This window comes from Neisseria chenwenguii (assembly GCF_002216145.1).
Taxonomy (GTDB): Bacteria; Pseudomonadota; Gammaproteobacteria; order Burkholderiales; family Neisseriaceae; genus Neisseria; species Neisseria chenwenguii.
Window position 1 is genome coordinate 1,076,848 of sequence record NZ_CP022278.1, and the last position, 23,660, is coordinate 1,100,507.

Annotated in this window: 29 protein-coding genes; all 29 read right to left on the reverse strand. The window is 46.8% G+C overall.

From position 1 onward, the window contains the following. Nucleotides 1-58 precede the first annotated feature (58 nt). A complete protein-coding gene (locus BG910_RS05300) occupies nucleotides 59-358 on the reverse strand; it encodes a DUF2818 family protein (RefSeq protein WP_089035944.1) in 300 nt (99 codons plus the stop codon). A 231-nt stretch (nucleotides 359-589) separates the two neighbouring features. After that, nucleotides 590-2,032, reverse strand: coding sequence for an NADH-quinone oxidoreductase subunit NuoN (gene nuoN / locus BG910_RS05305; RefSeq protein WP_089035945.1), 1,443 nt, complete (start codon nucleotides 2,030-2,032; stop codon nucleotides 590-592). Nucleotides 2,033-2,044: 12 nt separating this feature from the next. Next, entirely contained in the window at nucleotides 2,045-3,562 is a 1,518-nt protein-coding gene (locus tag BG910_RS05310) for an NADH-quinone oxidoreductase subunit M (protein WP_089035946.1), read from the reverse strand. Between the two features lie 229 nt (nucleotides 3,563-3,791). Further along, on the reverse strand, nucleotides 3,792-4,016 hold the full coding sequence (locus BG910_RS12205) for a hypothetical protein (RefSeq protein WP_123806078.1): 225 nt from the start codon (nucleotides 4,014-4,016) through the stop codon (nucleotides 3,792-3,794). Continuing rightward, nucleotides 4,017-4,205: a hypothetical protein gene (locus BG910_RS05315; protein ID WP_089035947.1), complete on the reverse strand. Its 189-nt coding sequence runs from the start codon at nucleotides 4,203-4,205 to the stop codon at nucleotides 4,017-4,019. Between the two features lie 2 nt (nucleotides 4,206-4,207). Beyond that, nucleotides 4,208-4,474: a hypothetical protein gene (locus BG910_RS05320; RefSeq protein WP_123806077.1), complete on the reverse strand. Its 267-nt coding sequence runs from the start codon at nucleotides 4,472-4,474 to the stop codon at nucleotides 4,208-4,210. 138 nt (nucleotides 4,475-4,612) lie between these two features. Next, a complete protein-coding gene (locus BG910_RS05325; protein ID WP_157694034.1) occupies nucleotides 4,613-4,954 on the reverse strand; it encodes a hypothetical protein in 342 nt (113 codons plus the stop codon). 404 nt (nucleotides 4,955-5,358) lie between these two features. Next, a complete protein-coding gene (locus BG910_RS12210; protein WP_123806076.1) occupies nucleotides 5,359-5,661 on the reverse strand; it encodes a hypothetical protein in 303 nt (100 codons plus the stop codon). A gap of 376 nt (nucleotides 5,662-6,037) precedes the next feature. Further along, nucleotides 6,038-8,050 (reverse strand): NADH-quinone oxidoreductase subunit L, encoded by a 2,013-nt coding sequence (gene nuoL, locus BG910_RS05330; protein ID WP_089035950.1) that lies wholly within the window; start codon nucleotides 8,048-8,050, stop codon nucleotides 6,038-6,040. 64 nt (nucleotides 8,051-8,114) lie between these two features. Beyond that, complete coding sequence (gene nuoK / locus BG910_RS05335; RefSeq protein WP_089035951.1) at nucleotides 8,115-8,420, reverse strand: NADH-quinone oxidoreductase subunit NuoK; 306 nt, start codon at nucleotides 8,418-8,420, stop codon at nucleotides 8,115-8,117. Then, on the reverse strand, nucleotides 8,417-9,070 hold the full coding sequence (locus tag BG910_RS05340; protein WP_089035952.1) for an NADH-quinone oxidoreductase subunit J: 654 nt from the start codon (nucleotides 9,068-9,070) through the stop codon (nucleotides 8,417-8,419). Before BG910_RS05340 ends, nuoK begins: the two co-directional genes overlap by 4 nt. A 50-nt stretch (nucleotides 9,071-9,120) precedes the next feature. After that, complete coding sequence (locus BG910_RS05345; RefSeq protein ID WP_232462242.1) at nucleotides 9,121-10,089, reverse strand: YeiH family protein; 969 nt, start codon at nucleotides 10,087-10,089, stop codon at nucleotides 9,121-9,123. A gap of 167 nt (nucleotides 10,090-10,256) precedes the next feature. Further along, entirely contained in the window at nucleotides 10,257-10,736 is a 480-nt protein-coding gene (nuoI, locus tag BG910_RS05350; RefSeq protein ID WP_089035954.1) for an NADH-quinone oxidoreductase subunit NuoI, read from the reverse strand. Nucleotides 10,737-10,794: 58 nt separating this feature from the next. After that, entirely contained in the window at nucleotides 10,795-11,205 is a 411-nt protein-coding gene (locus BG910_RS05355) for an ACT domain-containing protein (RefSeq protein ID WP_089035955.1), read from the reverse strand. Between the two features lie 35 nt (nucleotides 11,206-11,240). Next, nucleotides 11,241-12,317 carry an NADH-quinone oxidoreductase subunit NuoH gene (gene nuoH / locus BG910_RS05360; protein ID WP_089035956.1) on the reverse strand — a complete coding sequence of 359 codons (1,077 nt, stop codon included), beginning with the start codon at nucleotides 12,315-12,317 and terminating at the stop codon, nucleotides 11,241-11,243. A 283-nt stretch (nucleotides 12,318-12,600) separates the two neighbouring features. Then, a complete protein-coding gene (locus BG910_RS05365) occupies nucleotides 12,601-12,879 on the reverse strand; it encodes a hypothetical protein (protein WP_089035957.1) in 279 nt (92 codons plus the stop codon). Between the two features lie 4 nt (nucleotides 12,880-12,883). Continuing rightward, nucleotides 12,884-13,144 (reverse strand): hypothetical protein, encoded by a 261-nt coding sequence (locus tag BG910_RS12215; RefSeq protein WP_123806074.1) that lies wholly within the window; start codon nucleotides 13,142-13,144, stop codon nucleotides 12,884-12,886. Nucleotides 13,145-13,189: 45 nt separating this feature from the next. Next, entirely contained in the window at nucleotides 13,190-13,375 is a 186-nt protein-coding gene (locus BG910_RS12220; RefSeq protein WP_123806073.1) for a hypothetical protein, read from the reverse strand. A gap of 443 nt (nucleotides 13,376-13,818) precedes the next feature. Beyond that, entirely contained in the window at nucleotides 13,819-16,083 is a 2,265-nt protein-coding gene (nuoG, locus tag BG910_RS05380) for an NADH-quinone oxidoreductase subunit NuoG (protein ID WP_089035959.1), read from the reverse strand. A gap of 101 nt (nucleotides 16,084-16,184) precedes the next feature. Beyond that, complete coding sequence (locus tag BG910_RS05385; RefSeq protein WP_089035960.1) at nucleotides 16,185-17,156, reverse strand: MBL fold metallo-hydrolase; 972 nt, start codon at nucleotides 17,154-17,156, stop codon at nucleotides 16,185-16,187. Between the two features lie 93 nt (nucleotides 17,157-17,249). Then, the gene (locus BG910_RS05390) at nucleotides 17,250-17,663 is read right to left on the reverse strand and encodes an ACT domain-containing protein (protein WP_089035961.1); all 414 of its coding nucleotides are present in this window, start codon (nucleotides 17,661-17,663) and stop codon (nucleotides 17,250-17,252) included. A gap of 525 nt (nucleotides 17,664-18,188) precedes the next feature. After that, on the reverse strand, nucleotides 18,189-18,488 hold the full coding sequence (locus BG910_RS13225; RefSeq protein ID WP_269766462.1) for a 2Fe-2S iron-sulfur cluster-binding protein: 300 nt from the start codon (nucleotides 18,486-18,488) through the stop codon (nucleotides 18,189-18,191). A gap of 20 nt (nucleotides 18,489-18,508) precedes the next feature. Beyond that, entirely contained in the window at nucleotides 18,509-19,804 is a 1,296-nt protein-coding gene (nuoF, locus tag BG910_RS05400; RefSeq protein WP_089035962.1) for an NADH-quinone oxidoreductase subunit NuoF, read from the reverse strand. Nucleotides 19,805-19,928: 124 nt separating this feature from the next. Further along, on the reverse strand, nucleotides 19,929-20,318 hold the full coding sequence (locus BG910_RS05405; RefSeq protein WP_089035963.1) for a type II toxin-antitoxin system death-on-curing family toxin: 390 nt from the start codon (nucleotides 20,316-20,318) through the stop codon (nucleotides 19,929-19,931). Beyond that, the gene (locus BG910_RS12225) at nucleotides 20,315-20,473 is read right to left on the reverse strand and encodes a hypothetical protein (RefSeq protein ID WP_157694035.1); all 159 of its coding nucleotides are present in this window, start codon (nucleotides 20,471-20,473) and stop codon (nucleotides 20,315-20,317) included. The genes BG910_RS05405 and BG910_RS12225 overlap by 4 nt, the downstream gene beginning before the upstream one ends. Nucleotides 20,474-20,758: 285 nt before the next feature. Next, on the reverse strand, nucleotides 20,759-21,364 hold the full coding sequence (locus BG910_RS12230) for a hypothetical protein (RefSeq protein WP_157694036.1): 606 nt from the start codon (nucleotides 21,362-21,364) through the stop codon (nucleotides 20,759-20,761). After that, on the reverse strand, nucleotides 21,336-21,809 hold the full coding sequence (gene nuoE / locus BG910_RS05410; protein WP_089035964.1) for an NADH-quinone oxidoreductase subunit NuoE: 474 nt from the start codon (nucleotides 21,807-21,809) through the stop codon (nucleotides 21,336-21,338). The genes BG910_RS12230 and nuoE overlap by 29 nt, the downstream gene beginning before the upstream one ends. Continuing rightward, on the reverse strand, nucleotides 21,809-23,065 hold the full coding sequence (gene nuoD / locus BG910_RS05415) for an NADH dehydrogenase (quinone) subunit D (RefSeq protein WP_089035965.1): 1,257 nt from the start codon (nucleotides 23,063-23,065) through the stop codon (nucleotides 21,809-21,811). Before nuoD ends, nuoE begins: the two co-directional genes overlap by 1 nt. Then, nucleotides 23,058-23,645 carry an NADH-quinone oxidoreductase subunit C gene (locus tag BG910_RS05420; RefSeq protein WP_089035966.1) on the reverse strand — a complete coding sequence of 196 codons (588 nt, stop codon included), beginning with the start codon at nucleotides 23,643-23,645 and terminating at the stop codon, nucleotides 23,058-23,060. Before BG910_RS05420 ends, nuoD begins: the two co-directional genes overlap by 8 nt. Nucleotides 23,646-23,660: the final 15 nt, after the last annotated feature.

Genomic DNA, 23,660 nt, shown 5'->3' on the forward strand with positions numbered 1-23,660 from the left:
AAGTGGGATGGTTTTTGCGTTGCCGGGCTGAAGCCCAGCCTACATGGCAAGGGGTGGTTTATTGTTGGTTTTTGCCGTGCCAGAAATAGCGCCAGACGAAGGCGGGAAAGGCAAAGACTAGGTAGAGGCAGACATTGACGGCGTAAAATTCCCAGCCTTGGGGGTGGACGGCGCTGGCGCGGGATTCAAGCAGGTAGGCGAGTGCGGCGGTGAGGCCGAAACCGGTGATGAGCTCGAGGAGGTGGTGGCCGAAGTGTTTTTTGTTTAGGGAAACGACGCCGAACAGTTTTTGGGTGAGGAAGGGGGCATTGGCAAAAATGAGGGCAAGGAGCAGGAGGATGTACATGGTTGGGGTCATGGGGAGCTTTCTTTTTTTGGGGGTTGTTTTTTTCAGACGGCCTTTGGGTCTTAAAAATGGGATAAGTCGATTAAAGGCCGTCTGAAACTTTTTGTCTGCTTTTCAGACGGCATTTTGGTGTCGGAACAAGGTTCTGTATTGTATCAGGCTGTCTGAAAAAAATGGCGGCAAGCCTTGTTCCAATCAGTAAAAAACGGCAGCCTTTGCGGGCTGCCGTTTGCTTGGCGCGGTTTAGAGCGTGTTGTCGAGCGCTGCTTTGCACCAGTCGATGACGGTTTGCGGCATGATGCCCCAGAGGAGCAGCAGGGCGGCGTTGACGGTAAGCAGGAGCTTGGCGGCGTTGTCGCCGCCGACGGGTTGGTCGTGGTCGGGGTTGTCGAAATACATGACTTTGACGACGCGCAGGTAGTAGAACGCGCCAATCAGCGACATGATGACGGCGAACACGGCCAGCCAGACGTAGCCTTGCGAGAGAAGTGCCATGATGACGGCGAACTTGGCGTAGAAGCCCATCAGCGGCGGGATGCCGGCCATGCTGAACATCGCGAGCAGCATCAGGAAGGCATACCATGCGTGGCGGTGGTTGAGTCCGGTGAGATCGCGGATGTCTTCGCATTCGACGGTTTCGGTGGAGAGTACCATCAACACGCCGAAGCCGACGGCGGCCATGACGGCGTATGTGATGGCGTAATACAGGCCGGCGGTGAAGCCGACGGCGCCGGCCATAAAGGCGAGCAGGATGAAGCCCATGTGGGAGATGGTGGAATAGGCCAGCATCCGTTTGATGTTGGTCTGCATGATGGCGGCGAGGTTGCCGACAATAAGCGAGGCGATGGCGAGGATAGCGAACATCTGCGCCCAGTCGGCGTGTATTGTGCCCAAACCGGTTACCAGAATGCGGAACGCGAAGACGACGGCGGCGACTTTGGGCGCGGTGCCGACGAATGCGGTTACGGAAACGGGCGCTCCGTGGTAAACGTCGGGTACCCACATATGGAACGGCACGGCGCCGAGTTTGAAGGCGACGGCGACGACGATAAACACCAAGCCGAGTTTCAACAGCCACGGGTTGGCATCGCCGTTGTAGGCGGTGGCCAAAACTTCGGCGAAATCAAGGGTGCCGGTGGCGCCGTACACCATCGAAATGCCGTAGAGCAGCAGGCCGGAGGCGAGTGCGCCGAGTACGAAATATTTCAACGCGGCTTCGACGGCAAACGCGGAGTCGCGGCGCAATGCAATCATGGCGTAAAGCGAGAGCGAGAGCAACTCAAGGCCGATGTAGGCGGTGAGGAAGTGCCCCGCGCTGACCATCACGCTCATGCCCAGCAGGGCAAACAGCGAGAGGGTGTAAAACTCGCCTTTAAACATATCGCGCACACGGTTGTAGGTTTCGCCGTAGATAAACAAGCCGAACACCAGCGCATACATCACGAGTTTGGCCAGACGCGACATGCCGTCTGCAATATACATGCCGTTAAACGCCAACGTGCTGCCCTGTTCCCACACGGCAACCTGCGTACCCGCGGTCAAAATCACCGCACCCAAACTCATCAGATGGGTGATATGGCGGTTTTTATCGCTGATCCACAAATCCGCCAGCAAAATCACACACAAAGCCGCAAGCAACACGATTTCGGGCATCGCGCCGGTGAGGTTCAAAATTGTTCCGTTCATATCGTGCCCCCTTTAAATCTTGCTCTGCGCGGCATGCGCGATCAGTTGGTCGGCCGCCTGATGAACTACTTCGATAAAGGGCTGCGGATACAGCCCCATGCCCAACACCGCAACCGCCAAAATGGCGAGAATCGTAAATTCGCGGCAGTTGATGTCTTTCATTTCTTTCACTTCGGAATTGACGATGCCGCCGAAAATCACGCGCTTATACATCCAAAGCGTGTAAGACGCGCCGTAAATCAGCGTCAACGCCGCGAGTGCACCCACCCAAAAATTCACTTCCACCGCACCCATAATCACCATAAATTCGCCAACAAAACCGGAAGTCGCCGGCAAGCCCGTGTTGGCCATCGCAAACAGCATCATAAACGCCGCAAACTTCGGCATCACATTCACCACGCCGCCGTAATCGGCGATATTGCGACTGTGCAGACGGTCGTACATCACGCCGATGCACATAAACATCGCGGCAGACACAAAACCGTGCGAAATCATTTGCACAATTGCGCCTTTCAAGCCCCAGTCGTTCAATTCACCCAAAGAGCTGCCTGAAAACAGTCCGCTAAACAGGAAAATACCCAGCGTTACAAAACCCATGTGGCTGATTGATGAATACGCCACCAGTTTTTTCATATCGGTTTGCACCAACGCCACCATACCAATATAAATCACGGCAATCAAACTCAACACAATCACGGCTGGTGCAAAATAACGCGCCGCATCGGGCACAATCGGTAGCACAAAACGCAAGAAACCATACGCGCCAATCTTTAGCGTAATCGCCGCCAACACCATAGAACCGCCTGTGGGGGCTTCAACGTGTGCGTCAGGCAGCCAAGTATGCACGGGGAACATCGGCACTTTCACCGCAAACGACAAGAAAAACGCGATAAAAATCAACTGTTGCACACCCAATGGAATGTGCTTAATCGCTTGCAAATCAGTAATAGCAAAACTGTCGGCTTGCGCCCCCAAATAAATCAGCGCAACCAGCATCAGCAGCGAACCCAATAACGTGTACAAAAACAGCTTCATCGCCGCGTAAACCCGTCTTGGACCACCCCATATACCAATAATTAAATAAAGCGGAATCAGCATACCTTCAAAGAACACATAAAACAAAATCGCATCTTGCGCAGCAAATGCGCCGTTAATCAAGCCGCTCATAATCAGGAATGCCGCCATATACTGCGCAGGACGTTTTTGAATCACTTCCCAGCCAGCCAGCACCACCATCAGCGTGATAAACGCATTCAAAATGATAAACAGCACGGAAATGCCGTCCACGCCCAGCGCGTAATTCAGATTGAGCGCGGGAATCCATGCGTGCAATTCGGTGAACTGGTAGCCGCTATTGACGCGGTCAAAATGGGTAAACAAGGGCAAGGTAACCAAAAATCCTGCCAATGCACCAATGAGCGCGAGAATACGCGCCAATGGGGCGCGGCTGTCCGAGCCTGTTGCCAACACCAGCACACCTGCGATAATCGGCACCCAGATTGCCAAGCCGAGTAAGTTGTTGAAAAACATAGTTTTAGCCTGTTTTCTTTATTTAAAATTTTTTGTTGAAACTGCGTTTCAGGCAGCCTGAAAGTTATTTTTTGGGTACAACAATCATATACCCATCTTTTCTAAATTCTTGCGGCGTAGTTTGTGTTTTAACACATAACTTGTCCTGACATAATTTCACATCAGCTTGACTATATAATTGCATAATTGCATAGCTTCCACGCTTAACTTATTTTTCTGAATAATATCTTTATAATAAAAACCCAACCACAGCACAGAACCAATCACCGCAATCAAAGCCACGCCAGACAAAACACCAATTTTCATCAAAATAGAATGCGATTGTTTTATTTAAATCTTTTTTAATCAACGCAGCAAATTGACTGAAATCCAACATTTGTTTTTTTAAATCTTCTAATTGCTGCTGAAATTCTCGCATACTGTCTTGACTGCCATCAGCAACCTGTTGCGCCACTTACTCGCGCAATTTTTCAACATGATGAGCAAGTGCTGTTTCAATACTTGTGTCCAACACTTGCAATCTTTGTCCTAATTGGTAGGCGGTCTGTTGCTGAATTTGTACGGCATTTTCCGCATCTGCTTTCAAATGCTGCGTTACTACCGCCATATTACTCACGGCTTCATACAGTTCTTCAATGTGCATTTTTAAGACCTTACCATTCTATGTCGCTGTTGTTCTGCTTGCTGTGCTTCTACCAGCTGTTCAGCAGCACGCGCTTGTTCGGCTTCTTTTAATTGCTGCACTTGCTCGGCAACTTCTTGATTACGCTGTTGCGTATAAGCGTGATTAGCCACTACAGAATATAAAGCATCTTTATCGCCCGATGTGTATGCCGCAAATAATTTATTAACCATATCTTGAGCAGATGAAGTCGTCGATAAATCTTTTATATTTGATTGACTATCAATCACTAAATCAACTTTATCATGATTAACTTGATTATAACTTAAACTACTTTCTTTCCAAGGATTGAACTTAGTCAGGTACTAATTCATATATTTCACGAAAAAAATTTTCTAACACATCTAAACCAAAGCCATTCCAATTTTCTAAATTGTAAAAGTCATGAGTAGACATTTTGCCACCAGGATATACCAATGAAACAGCTGTAATGGCTGCTGCAGTTCTATCAAAAAAATTCCACCAGCAGGAATTTTATCACTCATAAGAAAACTTGCTATAGCCGAAGTACCAGACATAATAGCTTGAATCTTAATTATATCAACAACTTCTTTCTGATGATCTGCTATAAAACCTTCAAAATTATCTCGCAATCTATCTACTGCTTGAAAAGCAGTAACACCACCAAAAAATTTACCCCTTGCTGCATTAGTTTTATCATCAAATCCACTATATTGAGCAAGATTTTGTGTCATTGCACCTATTGCCAAACCTACACTTCTCTTTGCCTGCTCATAATGTTCTGCTTTTTGTTCAGATGAAATTGATGGATCACCCGCCTGACGAACATATTAATAGCATTGCCAATTTCTAATAGAAAATTTACGCGAAAATTTACGCGATACGCCATAATCAAAACCTTTCTTAGTGAATTAATTTTTTTCAAACTTTATATGAGGAAGAATATAAATACTTATTCCAAAAATAAAGAATAAAATTCATCAATATAGCTAAAAAATAAATGATTTATAATAAAATAATTCATTATAATACTTCTGAATTAATTGAAACTTACTAATAGAAATATAACTAGATTCAAGTCCTGTTAATATCAACAGATGCTCTCCACCAATATAGTAGTCTATACCATCTATTTTTTGATAAGAAATTTTAATTACTTCATTTTTAGGAATTTTTTCCAGAAATTAGAGCAATTTTCTTTTAAGAGTAAACTACAAGCAATAAAGCCTATACGCTTTTTATCTTCATTTTCTAAAAATAAAAACCAAGCAGTTTCTGGTGCATATCTAGCAGTTTCAAATGGTTTTGAACGCAAAATAGCATATCCATCATCATTGTACCAATAGTTTTCACTATCTCCATTCACTATTCTTCCAGAAAATATATTTTCTATTTTATTATTTTCTAAATCATGCATTTTAAAATTAAATACTTGCAAGAAAAACAATATAATCATCCAAACAATAATTGTTACAACAGTGTAATACTTATCCCATTTTAAATTAAAATATCCATCACTATAATATCTCTCTCTTGCGATAAACTATTAAATTCACTAAAAGCAGTCCATTTAAAATATAGATAATTACTTCTGGTTCAGATAAATTATTTCTATTAAAATAACTATTAAATAAAAAATATGAAATTATTGTTATAAATATTTTAGAAAAAATAAGTAATTTTATATTTAAATGCTTATTTAATGGCGTTAACTTGTTTACAAACATAATAAATATGACTCATAAGAAGTAGATGTTAAATCAACTTATTGCTCTACGTATTTTTTATTTTCAGGCTGCCTGAAAGTCGGGGTCAAGACCCCGACCTACGCATCAAAACCACAAATTCCAGAAAAACGCCACAATCAGCACCAGCACACCAAACACCATCGCCGCCGCATAAGTGTAGATGAAACCTGTTTGCGCTTTGCGTACTTGGGCAGCGATTGCACCAACGGCTTTCGCGCCACCGTTTACGATGCCGTTGTCAATGATGGCGGTATCAATCGCTTTCCAAAAAAATGTACCCAATACGCGACTGCCTTTGGAAAACACATTAAAATAAATCGTGTCCAAATAATATTTATTGTTCAACAAGTTATAAATCGGTTTGCAGACTGCCTGAATTTTCGCAGGCAGATGTGGTGCTTTCACATACAAGAACCACGCTGCCGCCACACCAGCAATCGCCAAATACAAAACAGGCGTAGCAAAACTGTGCGTTGCCATGCCAAACGCGCCATGGAAACCTTCCGCCATTTTGCTCATCACGGGGTGCGCTTCATGATTAACAAAAATCACATCTTTGAAAAAATCGCCGTATAACAAGGGTTTAATCGTTAATATGCCAATAATCACAGACGGAATCGCCAATAAAATCAAAGGCAAAGTTACCACCCAAGGGCTTTCGTGCGGATTGTCGTGTTTGCCCAAACCGTGATGATGTCCGTCATCGTGGTGTTCATCGTGATGATGTTCGATTTCGCGCCAACGTTCTTTTCCATGGAATACGATAAAGTATTGACGGAAAGCATAAAATGCGGTTACGAACACGCTCGCCAACACGGCAAAATAGGCAAATCCGCTGCCTGTTAAATTGCTGGCGTGTACCGCTTCAATAATGGAATCCTTAGAATAGAAGCCTGAAAATAAGGGCGTACCAATCAGCGACAAATTACCTAGCAACATGGTTAGCCAAGTAATAGGCATATATTTACGCAATCCGCCCATGTGGCGCATATCTTGGTCGTGGTGCATACCGATAATGACTGACCCTGCTGCCAAAAACAGTAAGGCTTTGAAAAACGCGTGCGTCATCACATGGAACATGGCGATGGAGTACGCCGACACACCCAAAGCAACGGTCATGTAACCCAGTTGCGACAAGGTGGAATAGGCAATCACGCGCTTAATATCGTTTTGAATCGTGCCAAGAAAGCCCATAAACAAGGCAGTAATCGCGCCAATAATCATGATGAAACTCAACGCGATTGTACTCATCTCGTACATAGGCGACATACGCGACACCATAAACAAACCTGCCGTAACCATCGTTGCCGCGTGAATCAGCGCGGAAATTGGCGTAGGGCCTTCCATAGAATCAGGCAGCCAAACGTGTAAAGGGAATTGCGCCGATTTACCCATCGCACCCACAAACAGCAACAAGCACGTTACAGTAATCAAATCCGTACCGAGAAATTGAATACCCACTACGTTTGGCAAATAGGCAAACACGTCTGCATAGCGCAGACTACCGCCAAAATACGCCAACACTAAGCCAATGCCCAACAAAAAACCAAAATCGCCGACACGGTTCACCAAAAAGGCTTTTAAATTGGCGAAAATCGCGCTGTCGCGTTTAAAATAAAAGCCAATCAGCAGATACGACACCAAACCCACCGCCTCCCAGCCGAGAAACAGTTGGATAAAGTTATTACTCATAATCAGCATCAACATACTGAATGTAAACAATGAGATATAACTGAAAAAGCGTTGATAACCCGTTTCTTCATCGTGCATATAGCCGATGGTGTAAATGTGTACCATCAGCGACACAGACGTTACCACCACCATCATCATGGCAGTGAGGCTGTCCACCAAAAAGCCAACTGAAAAATCTACACCGCCCATCGTGAGCCATGTATAGACATTTTCATCAAACTTAGTGCGTGTGCCTGTGGCGAAACCGTACAACACATACGCCGACAACAAAGCCGATACCGCCACGCCAGCAATGGTGGCACAATGCGCCCCAACGCGTCCGATTTTATTGCCAAATAAACCTGCCAACACCGAACCAAGCAAGGGCGTGAGCGCGATTATCAGATATAGATTCATGTTGTTCATTTGATTGAACCTTTTAATTTAGAAAACTTTTTTCGGCTATTTTCAGGCTGCCTGAAAAACCGCCCTACCCTTTCAACGTATTCAAATCCGCAATATCTATCGTTTTATGGTTACGGTACACCAGCACCATAATCGCCAAGCCAATTGCGCTTTCGGCGGCGGCTACGGTCAAGACGAAAAACACGAAAATCTGCCCTGCTGTGTCTCCCAAGTATTGTGAAAAAGCGATGAAATTAAAGTTTACCGCTAGCAACATCAACTCAATAGACATGAGCAACACGAGAATATTTTTGCGGTTCATATAAATACCCATCGTGCTGATGCCGAACAACAGGGCAGCGAGTACAAGATAATGTGTCAGCGTAATCATGCGTTGTTCTCCACGTTTTCCAAGTTTTCAGGCTGCGTTGCTGAGGTTTGTACTTCACTTTTCATTTTGACTAGGCGCATACGATTTTCATCGGCAGACACTTTAACCTGCTCAGCAGGGTCTTGGCGTTTGGGATTGTGTGTTTTGCGGTGTACCAAAGCAATCGCTGCCACCATGCCCAACACCAGTAAAACCGCCGCCAACTCAAATTGTAACAAATACGTGGTGTACAACTGCATACCTAAATCACGCACATTGCTGTAATCGGCAGAAATGTCTTTCAGGCTGCCATAAATCGATAAATTGGTATCAGGTGCAACAAAAATCGCAATCAATAATGCTGCCATCAAAATGCCCACAACCAAAGCCACAGGAGCATGCCGCCAAAAGCCTTGTCGCATGGTTTCAACATCAATATTTAGCATCATAATTACAAACAAAAACAATACCATGACTGCACCTACATATACGACCACCAATGTAATGCCAAGAAATTCTGCCTGCATCAACAACCACATCATTGCCGAAACGCAAAAAGTCAGCACCAAGTGCAAGGTAGCATGAATAGGGTTTTTTGCCAGTACCGTTTGTAATGCACCGTACAAAATAATGGCCGCAAATAAATAAAATAGTATTAGGGAGAACGTCATAATTATTGTATTCTTTCTAGAGAATTTAATGTTTAAAGCATTTGGCACAATCACGATAGGAATTGGCAAGCCACATAAGAAATCACACCGCCGCCTACAACCAACCAAATCATCAAAATACCTGCCAATAACAATGGTTTAACCCCAGCTTGTTTGACACTTTGCCAACGAGTCGTCATACCTAGAGCAAACATTGCAGCAGTCAATAAAAAGGTATCCAAATCAATAATCATGCGAGACACATCAGGAGATAATGATAAAAAACTATTCACGCCTACCATCACCAAAAAACCAAAAGCAAACCACGGAATCACAATTCCTTCATTCGCTTGCATAGACACCGCACCAAAACGCTTCATCAACCATGGCAACATCAACAAAAATGGTGCCAACAACATCACGCGAACCATTTTACTGATTACCGCAACATCAGCTACTGTAGCATTAACTGCACTGCCTGCTGCGGCAACTTGTGCTACTTCATGTACAGTAGCCCCCGTGTAAATACCCCAACCAAACCATGCCATACCCGATGCATCAGATGGCAAAATGACACGCGCCATAATGGGATAAGCAAACATTGCCAGTGTACCAAAAACAACAACAGTTGCCACTGATACACTGATATCACTTTCTTTGGCTTTCAACACAGGTTGTGTAGCCAATACAGCAGCTGCACCACAAATCGCGCTGCCTGAACCAATCAAGGCAGCAGTATTATCTTCTAAATGAAAGCGTTTACGAAGCATCATTGCCAAAGAAAATGTACTGGCTACCACCAAGCCATCTACCAACAACGCCACCCAACCCACACTCACTAATTGCAGTAAAGTAATTCGAAAACCATATAAAACAATACCTATACGCAACAATCGTGCTTTACTGAATTGTAAACCCTCTGAAAACATCATGACATATTGTACTGGTACAATATTACCCAACAGAATGCCGATTACAATTGCAATGGTTAATGCACTAAAACCATACTCCTGCATAATGGGTAATGCAGATAATTTCATACACACCCACGCCATTAAGGTAATAGGTAACATATGTATAGCAGTTCTAGTATATAAAGTTTTTATACTCATATGAAATATTTCCAAAATGTTTAAGTGATACACAATGGGTATATCATAAACTACACCACTACTTGAATATTATTTGGGAAAATCCAAATAATATTTCAACGATAGGGAGCGTCAGCCGCCTTACGTTTGACAATTTCTTCTTCATATCTATCACCAATCGCCAGTAAAATCGGTTTGGTCATATACAAATCACCGCGTTTTTCACCGTGATACTCAAAAATGTGAGTTTCCACAATCGCGTCCACAGGGCATGCCTCCTCGCAAAATCCGCAGAAAATACATTTGGTTAAATCAATATCATAGCGCGTGGTACGGCGTGTGCCGTCATCGCGTTGTTCGGATTCAATGTTGATTGCCATCGCGGGGCAAACCGCTTCACACAATTTACACGCAATGCAACGCTCTTCGCCATTGGGATAACGGCGTTGCGCGTGCAAGCCACGAAAGCGCACCGATTGCGGCGTTTTTTCTTCGGGGAAATAAATCGTGTCTTTGCGAGCGAAAAAGTTTTTGAGTGTTACGCCCATGCCTTTGACCAGCTCGCCCAATAAAAAGGTTTTGACTAAATTTGCCATAATTTCTTCTACCCTTTTGGTAGTGGTTTTTATTTAAAAATCAATCATGAAATGGTTTTCAGGCTGCCTGAAACGCATTTTTTTGCAAATTCAATAAAGTTTGCATTGCCAAATCTGCCTGTTCAAACGGAACAAAAATATGGTCGTGATGATGCCCTGCCACCACATTGCAACTGACCCCAACTTTACCCAACGCACCAGCAAACGCTGCTGTTAAGCCCACTGCCGCAAAATCGGAATGCACGTTCAGGGTAATCCACGCCGCACGAAAGCCGTTTTGCCAACCACGCGCCACCGCCAGTTCCTCGCGCACCACTACCGACACCCCCTCGCATTCGCGTATCGTGGCAATCATATCGCCAAACGGCAAATCGCTGTGTTCAGGCAGCGTGATAAAATAATACGCGCCTTCATTCAGCACAGGCTGCATGGAGTGAATTAAAATATCTAACTCTTTAATTGCACTCATTTTTTATCCTAGTTGCGTTTCAGGCTGCCTGAAAATCATTGCCACAAACTCAACGGCGAAGCCATCCATGCCGCGAGTACGGCAATAGCAATAAAGCCTACTGGAATCAATACCTTCCAGCCCAAGCGCATGATTTGGTCGTAGCGGTAGCGCGGGAAGGTGGCACGAATCCACAGATAGCCGTATAGCACAAACGCCATCTTCGCAAACATCCATGCAGCAGACGGTGTGCCGATGATGCCCCAACTTTGCGGAAACGGTGAGAGCCAGCCTCCGAGAAACATGATGGCGGTGAGCGCGCCGATTAAAATCATGAAAATATATTCAGCAAGGAAAAACAGGGCAAAGGCAAAGCCTGAGTATTCCACATGATGCCCTGCCACAATTTCGCTTTCGCCTTCGGCTACGTCAAATGGGGCGCGGTTGGTTTCGGCAACAGCGGAAATCAGATACACAAGAAACACGGGAAACAAGGTAAACCAGTTCCACGAAAAAATAGAACCACCTGCAATACCCGTGGCTTGCACGGCAACGATGTCTTTGAAATTCAGGCTGCCTGAAACCATAATCACGCACACCAGCGCGGCGGACATGGCAATTTCATAGGAAATGGTCTGCGCAGAAGCACGCATTGCGCCGAACATGGCGTATTTAGAATTGGAAGCCCAACCTGCAATGATGACGCCATACACCGACAACGATGTAATCATCAAAATATACAGTAACCCTGCATCCACATTGGTTAGCACCCAAGTATCGCTAAATGGGATAACCGCCCAAGCCGCGAAAGATGGCGCGAGTGCCATCATCGGTCCAATGTAGAACAAATATTTATCAGACGCACTGGGACGAGTTACTTCTTTGAACAATAGTTTGAGTACATCAGCAAACGGCTGGATTAAGCCCCAAGGTCCAACCACATTTGGTCCGACACGAAGCTGCATAAAACCGATGACTTTGCGTTCAAAATAAGTGAGATAGGCAACGGTTAAAATCAAGGGTACAAGGATGATGACGATTTTGACAATAATCGCCACCACCAAGCCAATGTCGCTGCCAAGTGTGCCCATGCCAAGTGTTTGGGCGAATAAGGTTTGAAACCATTCTTGCATGGTTTATGCCCTTTCTTTTTCATAGAAACTAGGAATATTTGGGGTGGGCTGCCTGAAACACTACCAAAATCTTTTTACATCAATTTGCCCATGATGCAGATAATAACGCATATGCTGATTAAATTCATCATCAGAAAAATACCCCCCATCTTTGGGAGAATAATAATTTCTCTTACTGCTTACCGTTTTATCGTACAAATCAAGTCTTGATTGGTTGTAATATAGCTTATAGCAAATATCCAGTTTGTTTTCATACAGCTTACTTTGCCCAAGATTTTTCTGTTCAAATTGCAAGAATTGTTTTATTTAACGCTTCCTGCGTAATCAATCTAGGCAAAGCAAATAAGCCATTAAACAATCGTAAATATTCATGATTAAATAATTGGTATTTTTCAGGCAATCCAAATTTATTATCCAAGCAATGCAACTGACCCAAATATCTGAACTGTGTCAATGCCTGCTCGTCTGATTTAAATTTATTAACCACTTGATTAAATAGATTTTGTTTGGCATAAATAGGCTGAATAAGCAATAGCAGCAAAACAACAAAATATTTTTTCATTATTTTAATTCCAAAAATATACCGTTTGCTCTGTTCCTGAATGAATATAATTATGCCTACCTATTACATTACGCTGATTGCCAATCCACAATGTTGCATGACCTGTTGTTGGCGGAGCAAATCCTCCGATAATAATATAAACGCCATTTTTTATACGCCCACTATTTATTTTTCCTGCTACTTCATTTAAATCTTTGGGATTACAAATAATCACATCTGCCTCTCCCCATGCAGTAGGTAAAGGCAACCAATTTTTTAACCCCAACGCACTAGCCTGAAATCCTTTTTTGTAGAATGGATGATGCTCTTCTTAAATTTTAAAAGCAGGTTTTATGCGCATTCCACCATTAATTAAACCTAATGAGACTCGTGTTGCACAAGCATTCCCAAATGTTGCTGTATCATAATTTTTACCAAGTATTTTAATAAAAACAGCCGAAGCAGGTTCATCATCAGTACCTGCTTGGTAGCCTTTGATAACAATATGTAAATTCAAATCCGTGTAGTGTCGTGAAACATCATCTAAACGGATTTGCTCATCGCCATAAGACCAATACAGTTCTACTACTTCCTTTTCAATGGGAAGTTTTAATATTTATTTGTCCTACTTTGATTAAATCACTCTTCAAATTATTCAACGATTTCAATTCGGTTACAGTCGTGCCGTATTTTTTACCAAAACCGATAAAGTATCGCCTGATACCACTTTATGTGTTGTAGGTTTGGTTAATTGCAATACCTGCCCAATTTTAATCACGTCTGATTTCAAACCGTTAAATAATTTCAGCTCATTAACAGTCAGTCCGTATTTCTTTGCCAAGCCAGATAAAGTATCACCTGAAACCTACTTTGTGTGTAGCTGGATTACTCAATAGTTATACTTCCTTTCATTCAACAAATTCCCTTTTCAGGCAGCCTGAAAATTATTTCCTACTGTTTTCAGCCTGCCTTTCTTAATTCAATCACATTCATCATACCGCCGAGTGGGGCGTTAATAGGGTGTTCAGGCAGAAATACCACGTTTTCAGGCAGCGTGTCGTCTGCGCGGATGGTTACGAATATTTCAGCTGTGTTGCCCTGCCGTGTGGCGATAACGATTTCTCCGTCTGCCAAGCCCAAATTTGCCAAAGTTTTGGGGTGTACGCCCGCGCGCGGTTCGGCGGCGTGGCTGGTTTGTTGCAACGATGCGGCACGGCGCACAATCGGGTCGGTGTGGTAAATACCCATGCCACCCACGCGCACAAGTTCGCCTTTCATGGTTTGCATTTGGCTGGCTTGTGCGGTTAGGCTACTGTCGTTATTCAGTTTTTCAGGCAGCATGGCAACATCGCCCAATGCTTCAGCTAACACGTCTTGACTGGTTTCAAAGTCAAATCCATCCAGCCCAAACAGGTTACCCAGTACACGCAACACTTTCCACAATGGGCGACTTTCGCCCAAACCTTGCACCACACCATGAAACGACTGCAAACGCCCTTCCATGTTAATCAGGCTGCCTGCGGTTTCGGTAAACGGCGCGATGGGCAACATCACATCCGCCACTTCGCGCAACGCATCACTTTCATAGACTGTAAACGCCATCACGCTACCCGCTTGTTGCAAGGCTGCCATTGCTTGCGCACCACCCAAAACATCAATTTCAGGGTCAATATTCAGCAACACAACAGCTTTTTTCGGCTGCGCAACCATATCGGCAATATTGGCACGATTAAAGTCCAATACATCTGCGCCCACACTGTTTGCCGCCTGTGGCAACACACCCAAAATCGCGCCTATTTCTTGCGCCAATTTTTCGGCTGCCACATAAATGCCTGCATAATCATCATGATTTTGCACGTCCGCACCCAAAATAATCGCCACGCGTTCGCCATTTTTCAGGCTGCCTGAAACCTTTTCAGGCACATTATTCAAATAATTTACCCATTGATTTGGATGAATAATTTCGTGTGTCAACAAAGGCATATGCAATTCTTCACGATTTGCTGCCAACACGCTCAACGCCATACCATTTTTCGCTGCACGCCGCAAACGCGCCGTCAGCAAAGGCTGCTCTTTACGCAACAATGCGCCCACTATCAACACCGCATCACATGACAATAGCTGCTCAATCGTTTGCCCCAGCCATTGCGCCCCTTTCAAACTACCTGAAAGACGACCATCATGTTCACGCAAACGCGCCGTTGTCGCAGTGATGCCTAGACCCGCTGCCCATTTTTTCGCCAAATACAATTCTTCCACCGTGTTCATCGGGTTCGCCCAAATGCCGATTTGCTCCGCGCCGTATTCTTTGGCGATGCATTCGGCGGTGTGGCGCACATAATCCAGCGCAGTTTTCCAATCCACATCCACCCATTCGCCGCCCTGCTTGATTTTCGGTTTTTTCAGACGGCTTTCGTGATACAGGCCTTCGTAGGCGAAACGGTCGCGGTCGGACAGCCAGCATTCGTTGATAGCTTCGTTTTCCAACGGCAGCACGCGGCGCACGGTGTGGTCTTTGGTTTGCACAATCAGGTTGGAACCGAGCGCGTCATGCGCCGACACCGATTTGCGGCGGTTGAGTTCCCACGTGCGCGAATCGAAGCGGAACGGCTTGCTGGTCAACGCGCCGACCGGACACAAATCAATCACGTTGCCGGACAATTCGGTTTCAATCACTTTGCCGATAAACGGCATGATTTCTGAGTGCTCACCGCGGCCGGCCATGGCGATTTCCTGTGCGCCCGCAATTTCTTCGGTAAAACGCACACATCTTGTGCAATGGATACAGCGGCTCATTTCCGCCGCAGAAACCAGCGGCCCCATGTCTTTGCCGACCACGCTGCGTTTTTCTTCGGTGTAGCGGCTGGCCGATTTGCCGTAGCCCACCGCCAAATCCTGCAACTGGCATTCGCCGCCTTGGTCGCAAATCGGACAGTCGAGCGGGTGGTTGATGAGCAGAAACTCCATCACCCCTTCCTGCGCCTCCTTGGCTTTGGCCGAATGCGTGTGCACGACCATGCCGTCTGTAACCGGCGTTGCGCAGGCCGGAAGCGGTTTGGGCGCTTTTTCCACTTCCACCAGACACATACGGCAGTTGGCCGCGATGGAAAGTTTTTTGTGGTAGCAGAAATGCGGGATGTAAGTCCCCAACTCGTGCGCCGCCTCGATAACGGTCGTGCCCTGCTTCACGGCAAGCTGTTTGCCGTCGATTTCGATTTGTAACATGGTTTGTTTCCTAGTTACGGGTTTCTTTTAATATTTATTAAGAACCTGCATTTACAAGCTCTGAGTATTGCTTCGAATCAAGCCATTGGTGCTGTATCGGCTTATTTGGCACAGCTGCCCGTTTTTTTACCGCTCTGTACGGAATAAATGTCGCAGTCCTGCGCAAAGGCTAACGCGCCCGCATAACGGCTGCGGATGGCTTGCGCGGTGGCAGGCTGCACATGCTCGGTGCGGTTCATAAAATGCGACAGCACCACGTTGCGCACGCCGCTCTGGCCGGCAATCCTGCCGATTTCCGATGGCGGCATATGCAGCCTCAGCGCAATGCGGTCGGTACTGCCTTCGGGGATGGCGTTATGCGCGACAAACACATTCGCGCCCGAGGTAATCTTGTCCAGCGTCCGCCCCATATTGCTGGTGCCGCTGGAAAACACCACCGCGCAGCCGTCTTTCTCCACCCGCCAGCCCAGTGCGGGAATAATGCTGTGGGTAACCGGCACCGCACTGATGCGGAAGCCGCCTTCCGAGGCTGAAAACACCGTGGGCTTGGCCGTATCGGCCGAAACAGTCACCGGCTTCAGGCGGAACGATTCGCTGCCGTCCAAAAAACCAGACAGATACGAATACGCACCATCCGCCCCAAACAGGCGCTTGAGATACTGGTTCAACCCCGGCACGGTTTTGTTGCCGCTGGGGCCGTAAACAGGCAAATCACGGCTGCGGTCGGAGAAAAAAGAGCCTTTCACCAACGCCGGAACGTCATTGGCGTGATCGACATGAAACTGGCTGAGCAGTACGGCCTGCAAGTCTTCGATTTTCGCCCCGGCACGTTCGAAATTCAGAGAAGTGCCCGAACCGAAATCCACTAAAATCCGCGCCTTGCCGTTTTCACGCAGCAGATAGCCGACGGAAGCACGCCTGTCGTCCAATTCCGGACCGCCCGAACCCAACACCACTACATCAAGGTTGGGATTGTTGCAGACAGCCGCTTGGGCAGCGGTTGCAGCCAGGGAAAAGACGGCAGCCGAAACGGCCTGCCTACCCGTATCTTTTAAAAATTCCAATACTTTCATTGTTTTGACCTATTTTGTTTCATAATTTATTATTTTGGTTATACGCTCTGGCACTACCGCTTGCGGCAATCGGGCATCAAATTCCGTTTTTTTTCAGACGGCCTCAGCCACCGTTTGCTGCAATTTATATAAAGCCGCCAGCGCCTGCTGCGCCTGTTCGTGCGGCACAAAAAGATGATCGTGATACACGCCGGCCACCACATTGCAACTGATGCCCGCCTGCCCCAACGCCGCAGAAAAGGCGGCAGTCAGGCCTACGGCGGCCAAATCGGAATGCACCGTCAGCGTAATCCAAGCCGCGCAAAACACCGTTTGCAGGCCGTAGATTTGCGCGGTTTCTTCTTCAACGATAACCGACAGCCCTTCCCGCTCGCGTATCGACGCGATGATTTTTTCAGACGGCAATGCCGCACCTTCCGCCAGCGTGGCATAACAGTACACACCTTCGTGCAGCTCGGGCTGCATGGTGCTGATTAATATATCAAGGTCGCGGACGGGGCGGGTCATGACTGGTCTTCGTTTTTTCGGTTCAGGCCGTCTGAAATTATTCAGATTTCTGAAATTATTCAGATTTTTATGCTTTGAGATGTAATAGCAATCTATAAGTTATTACTGCAATTTTTACTATATTTTCTTTTGCCTTCCTTACATAGAGTATAAATCCTCCCCTTTTTTATCTCTAAAATTTTCTAGATTTAATTTTTTTCTTGTAATATCATTCGAAATATTTCCCTATTTTCAACCAATTGGTAAAAATCATTTTGACAATCATAAAGAAAATATATTGAATCCCCTTTGGAATTTCTACTTAACTTATTCTTCCGTACAGATATGGACCTTTTATATACTACGAATCTTCTACAAGCAAATACCCAATATTTTTATCATTTAAATCTAATGACGATACCCTTTTTTTAAAATATGAAATTTTCAAATTTCCAAAAATATAACTTGAATAAAAAAATCGTACCTTTTAAAACCACCCCACACATAATAATGAAAATAACAAAAATGAATCCATATATTATTTTTTTATTCCCTATACAATCCATTTACATTAACCGTCCATTTTTCTGTAATATCATATGGAATCCCGTTTAGACCCCATGAACCTGGAACTAAATCAAATGTATCATATGGGTCTTCAAACCCATCAAAATATTCATAAGAAATAATTTCGGCAACACAAGAGCTGCATGCTCCGGCTCTGCAAGAATACGGAAGTTCTATCCCGTTTTCTTCAGCAGCATCAAGAATGTATTGGTCTTCCGCGCATTCAAACTCCTCTTTTCCAGAGTTTGCATTCATGATCGTTACTTTGTAGTAGGTCACCGCTTTACTTTTCTATTTTCTCAACACCACTTATGTTCTTTCATCGGCTTACCGTGCTCGATGTAGTGTACAAACTCTTCGCGGAAATGTTTGGTAAAGCTGCGCACGGGGAAGACGGCGGCGTCGGCGAGCGCGCAGATGGTGCGGCCGGCCATGTTGTTGCCGACGGAATCGAGCAGTTCCAAATCTTCCATGCGGCCTTTGCCGTTGGCGATGCGGTGGACGATGCGGTAGAGCCAGCCGGTGCCTTCTCGGCAGGGGGTGCATTGGCCGCAGGATTCTTCGTGGTAGAAGTAGCTCAGACGCTCCAGGGCTTTGACCATGCACACGTCTTCGTCCATGACGATGACGGCACCGGAACCGAGCATGGATCCGGCTTTGGCGATGGCATCGTAGTCCATCGTCAAGCCCATCATGATGTCGGCGGGCAAAACGGGGGCAGACGAGCCGCCGGGAATGACGGCTTTGAGTTTTTTGCCGCCACGCATACCGCCGGCCATTTCCAAGAGTTCGGCAAACGGGGTGCCCAGCGGAATTTCGTAGTTGCCCGGGCGTTCGACGTGGCCTGAGATGGAAAACAGTTTGGTGCCGCCTGCGTTTTCAACGCCCATTTCGAGGAAGGTTTTACCGCTGTCGCGGATGATGAACGGCACGGATGCGAAGGTTTCGGTGTTGTTGATGGTGGTGGGTTTGCCGTAGAGGCCGTATGAAGCGGGGAACGGCGGTTTGAAACGGGGCTGGCCTTTTTTGCCTTCGAGCGATTCGAGCAGGGCGGTTTCTTCGCCGCAGATGTAGGCGCCGTAGCCGTGGTGGGCGAACAGGTCAAAGGTAAAGCCGCTGCCCATGATGTTCGCACCGAGATAACCGGCTTGGCGGGCTTCGACCAGTGCTTCTTCAAAGCGTTGATAACCCTCGAAAATTTCGCCGTGAATGTAGTTGTAGCCTGCCGCCGCGCCCATGGCGTAACCGGCAATAATCATGCCTTCGATCAGGGCATGGGGGTTGAACCAGATGATGTCGCGGTCTTTAAACGTACCCGGTTCACCCTCGTCAGTGTTGCAGACGACGTATTTTTCGCCGGGAAACGAGCGCGGCATAAAGCTCCATTTCAAACCGGTCGGGAAGCCCGCACCGCCGCGCCCGCGCAGGCCGGAGGTTTTGACTTCTTCGATGACTTCGTTTTGAGAGATTTTTTCACTCAAGATTTTGCGCAAGGCCTGATAGCCGCCGCGTGCTTGGTAGGCCGCGAGCGTCCAGCAGTCGCGGGCGCGGGTGTCCACGCGGTCAAAGATTACGCCTGATTGGTAAATAGCCATTTGGTTTGCCTATTTTGGGTTTGCTTCGGTTGGGGCTGCCTGAAATGCGCGGCTAGCGGCGCGCGGGTTTCAGACGGCCTGCTTATTTTATCGAATGTTCGTGCCAAGTTTTTCAAGCCGGATTTCAAACTGTTTTTGCCGATGACAGCACGAACATAATCAATACGGCCAATGTTTCTTTACTAATCTTATTGGCTGCAATATCTACGGCAATGTCTTCCATAGAAACTGCGAAGTGCGCCACACGTTCCGTTTCCCAGCCGTTGAGCAATAAAAAATATACGCCCGCCATGATAGATGTCCGCTTGTTGCCGTCGTTGAATGCATGGGATTTGTTGACGGCATAAACCAAGTGGGTCAGCTTGGCGGCAAAATCGGGATAATATTCATCGTTTTGGATATGCGCCAAAATACTTTCCAACACGCCTGTATCGCGCATACCCTGCAAACCGCCCGATGCAGTAATCACATGATCGTGCAGTTCGACCAAATCGGATACGGCCAAATAATTCATTTGTCGCGCAGCCTAATCAGCATCTCACGGATTTCGGTTTTTTGCAGCAATGCTTCAACCGTTGCTTTGGCTTCTGCGGGATTGCCATTCTGCTGCGCCTGCTGCTTTTGGAATGCTTGGGCAAGTGCGGAAGAAGATGAATGGTTCGGTATCATGGGTAAATCCTGATCGGGGCTTCAGGCAGTCTGAAATACGCAGTTATCGGTGCACGGGTTTCAGACGGCCTTTTCAGGCAGCCTTGTGTATCGGCAAGGTTGGGTTTACAACCCAACCTACGTTGTGTTTCCAAACAGCCTTAACAGGCCGTCTGAAATTTTTGTCGGCGGGTTTACCCACCCTACTCTTTATCATCAGACTGGCTGAAATTTTGTACTTCGGATTGGCAATGTTTCAGACGACCTTTAATGTTTTTGTTGGGTCAAGACCCAACCTACGCTTGCTTATCTAGCTCCCCTACCAATAAATCGGCGATTTAATAATCTCAGATTGGATAACTGAATTTGGTTAATATACATATCATTAGCACAACAATTACCGTCTTCTTGACCAGTTACCGGATCCGTCCCAAATTCAGAATTCCTAAATGTTAATATTCCTGAAGAAATAACAGCACTTTTTACATCGATAAATCTTGTATTAATTCCCAAATTTTCTAAAACATCTGCTTCAATCACTCTACCATAGTTATCCAATTGTGCTAGGTGAACCATTCCTGTACCACTACCAGCACTACATTTTGTTATACCTTCATCTTCATAAGGAGTGCCCGCAGTAAAGTAGAAAAGATAAGCTTTCCCTTGATGACGCAATACCTTTTCAGCCTCAAATCCACAATATTGCAAACTAGTAGCTTCCCTAACTGCATTACTAATTTCAGCGTTACTGACTGCAAACGATGAAGGCAGTACTAAAACCATAGACAAAAATAAAATTAGTTTCTTCATAATATATCCAAAATTTTGATTAAAAATAAAATAAATAAAAACCTCTGCTTTATCTACTTTCTTCAGACGGCCTTTACTGCAATTCCGCCAATTTCTTCTCAATTGCTTCCGCATCCATAAAGCTGCACATTTTATGGTTGTTTACCAACATTACAGGGGCATCGCCGCACGCACCCATGCATTCGCCTTCCAGCAACGTGAATTTCCCATCTGCGGTAGTTTCGCCGAAGCCGATGCCGAGTTTTTTCTTCAGGTAGTCGGCTGCATCGACACCGCCACGCAGGGCGCAGGGAAGGTTGGTGCAGACGGTAAGTTTGTATTTGCCGACGGGTTGAAGATCGTACATGTTGTAAAACGTGGCGACTTCGTAGGCGGCAACGGGCGGGATGCCGATGTAGCCGGCAACGTATTCGATGGTTTCGGGGGAGAGCCAGCCTTTTTCGGTTTGGGCGATGCGCAGGGCGCCCATAATGGCGCTGCGGCGCTGGTCGGCGGGGTATTTGGCCAGCTCGGTGTCGATTTGTTTGAGGGATTCTGGGGATAACATTATCTGTCTACCTCTCCGAACACGATGTCTTGGGTACCGATAATGGCAACGACGTCGGCGAGCATATGGCCACGTGCCATTTCGTCCATGCCTTGCAGGTGGGCGAAGCCGGGGGCGCGGATTTTCAGGCGGTAAGGCTTATTCGCGCCGTCTGAAATGATGTACACGCCGAATTCGCCTTTGGGGTGTTCGACGGCGGTATAGGTTTCGCCTTCGGGAACGTGCATGCCTTCGGTGAAGAGTTTGAAGTGGTGGATGAGGTCTTCCATGCCGCGCTTCATTTCGGTGCGCTTGGGCGGGGCAACTTTGTGATTTTCGACGATGACGGGACCGGGGTTGGCTTTGAGCCAGTCGGAACACTGCTTGATGATGCGGACAGACTGGCGCATTTCGTTGATGCGGCAGAGGTAGCGGTCGTAGCAGTCGCCGTTGATGCCGACGGGAATGTCGAAATCCATCAGGTCGTAAACTTCATACGGGGCTTTTTTGCGGATGTCCCATTCGACACCGGAACCGCGCAGCATGACGCCGGTGAAGCCTTTCTGCATGGCGCGCTCGGGGGAAACCACGCCGATGCCGACGGTGCGCTGTTTCCAGATACGGTTGTCGGTAAGCAGGGTTTCGAGGGTGTCGATGTTTTTTGGGAAGCGTTCGCAGAAGGCGTCGATAAAGTCGAGCATGGAGCCTTTGCGGGCTTCGTTGAGCTCTTTCAATACTTTGGCGTTGCGGAATTTACTGGATTCATACTTGGGCATAAAGTCGGGCAAATCGCGGTACACGCCGCCGGGGCGGAAGTAGGCGGCGTGCATGCGCGCACCGGAAACGGCTTCGTATAAGTCCATCAGTTCTTCGCGGTCGCGGAAGGCGTAAAGGATGGCGGTCATGGCGCCGATGTCGAGGGCGTGCGAACCGATGCCCATCAGGTGGTTGAGAATACGCGTGACTTCGGCAAACATGGTGCGGATGTATTTGGCACGGATGGGGATGTCGATGCCGAGCAGTTTTTCAACGGCCAGACAATACGCCTGCTCGTTGACCATCATGGAAACGTAGTCGAGCCTGTCCATATACGGCAGGGCCTGCAGGTAGGTTTTGGTTTCGGCTAGCTTTTCGGTACCGCGGTGCAGAAGGCCGATATGGGGGTCGGCGCGGACGATGGTTTCGCCGTCGAGCTCCAAAATCATGCGCAATACGCCGTGGGCGGCGGGGTGCTGCGGGCCGAAGTTGATGGTGTAGTTTCGGATTTTGTTAGCCACCGTAGTTCTCCTCGCGGACGACGCGCGGGGTAATTTCGCGCGGCTCGATGGTTACGGGCTGGTAAATAACGCGTTTTTCGGTTTCGTCGTAACGCATTTCTACATGGCCGGAAATCGGGAAATCTTTGCGGAACGGGTGACCGACAAAACCGTAGTCGGTCAGGATGCGGCGCAAATCGGGGTGGTTGTTGAACAGGATGCCGTACATATCGAAGGCTTCGCGTTCGTACCAGTCTGCGCTGTTGTAGATGTCAGTAACGGAATCGACAACGGGAAAGCCGTCGTCTTCCGCCCATACGCGCACGCGGATGCGCTGGTTGTTTTTCACGGACAGAAGCTGGCTCACCACAGCAAAGCGTTTGCCCTGCCACGGTTCGTTTTTGTAGGTACTGTAATCCACGCCGCACAAATCAACCAACAGTTCAAAGCGCAGAGCTTCATGGTCGCGCAAGGTAGCCATCACGTCCAAATAATGTTCAGGCAGGCATTCAACGGTAACTTCATTAAATGCCAAACTGATTTTGCTGGCTTTATCGCCCAAAATTTCGCTACAGGCTGCCTGTAAATCAATAACGCGCATTTTGCATTCCCAATT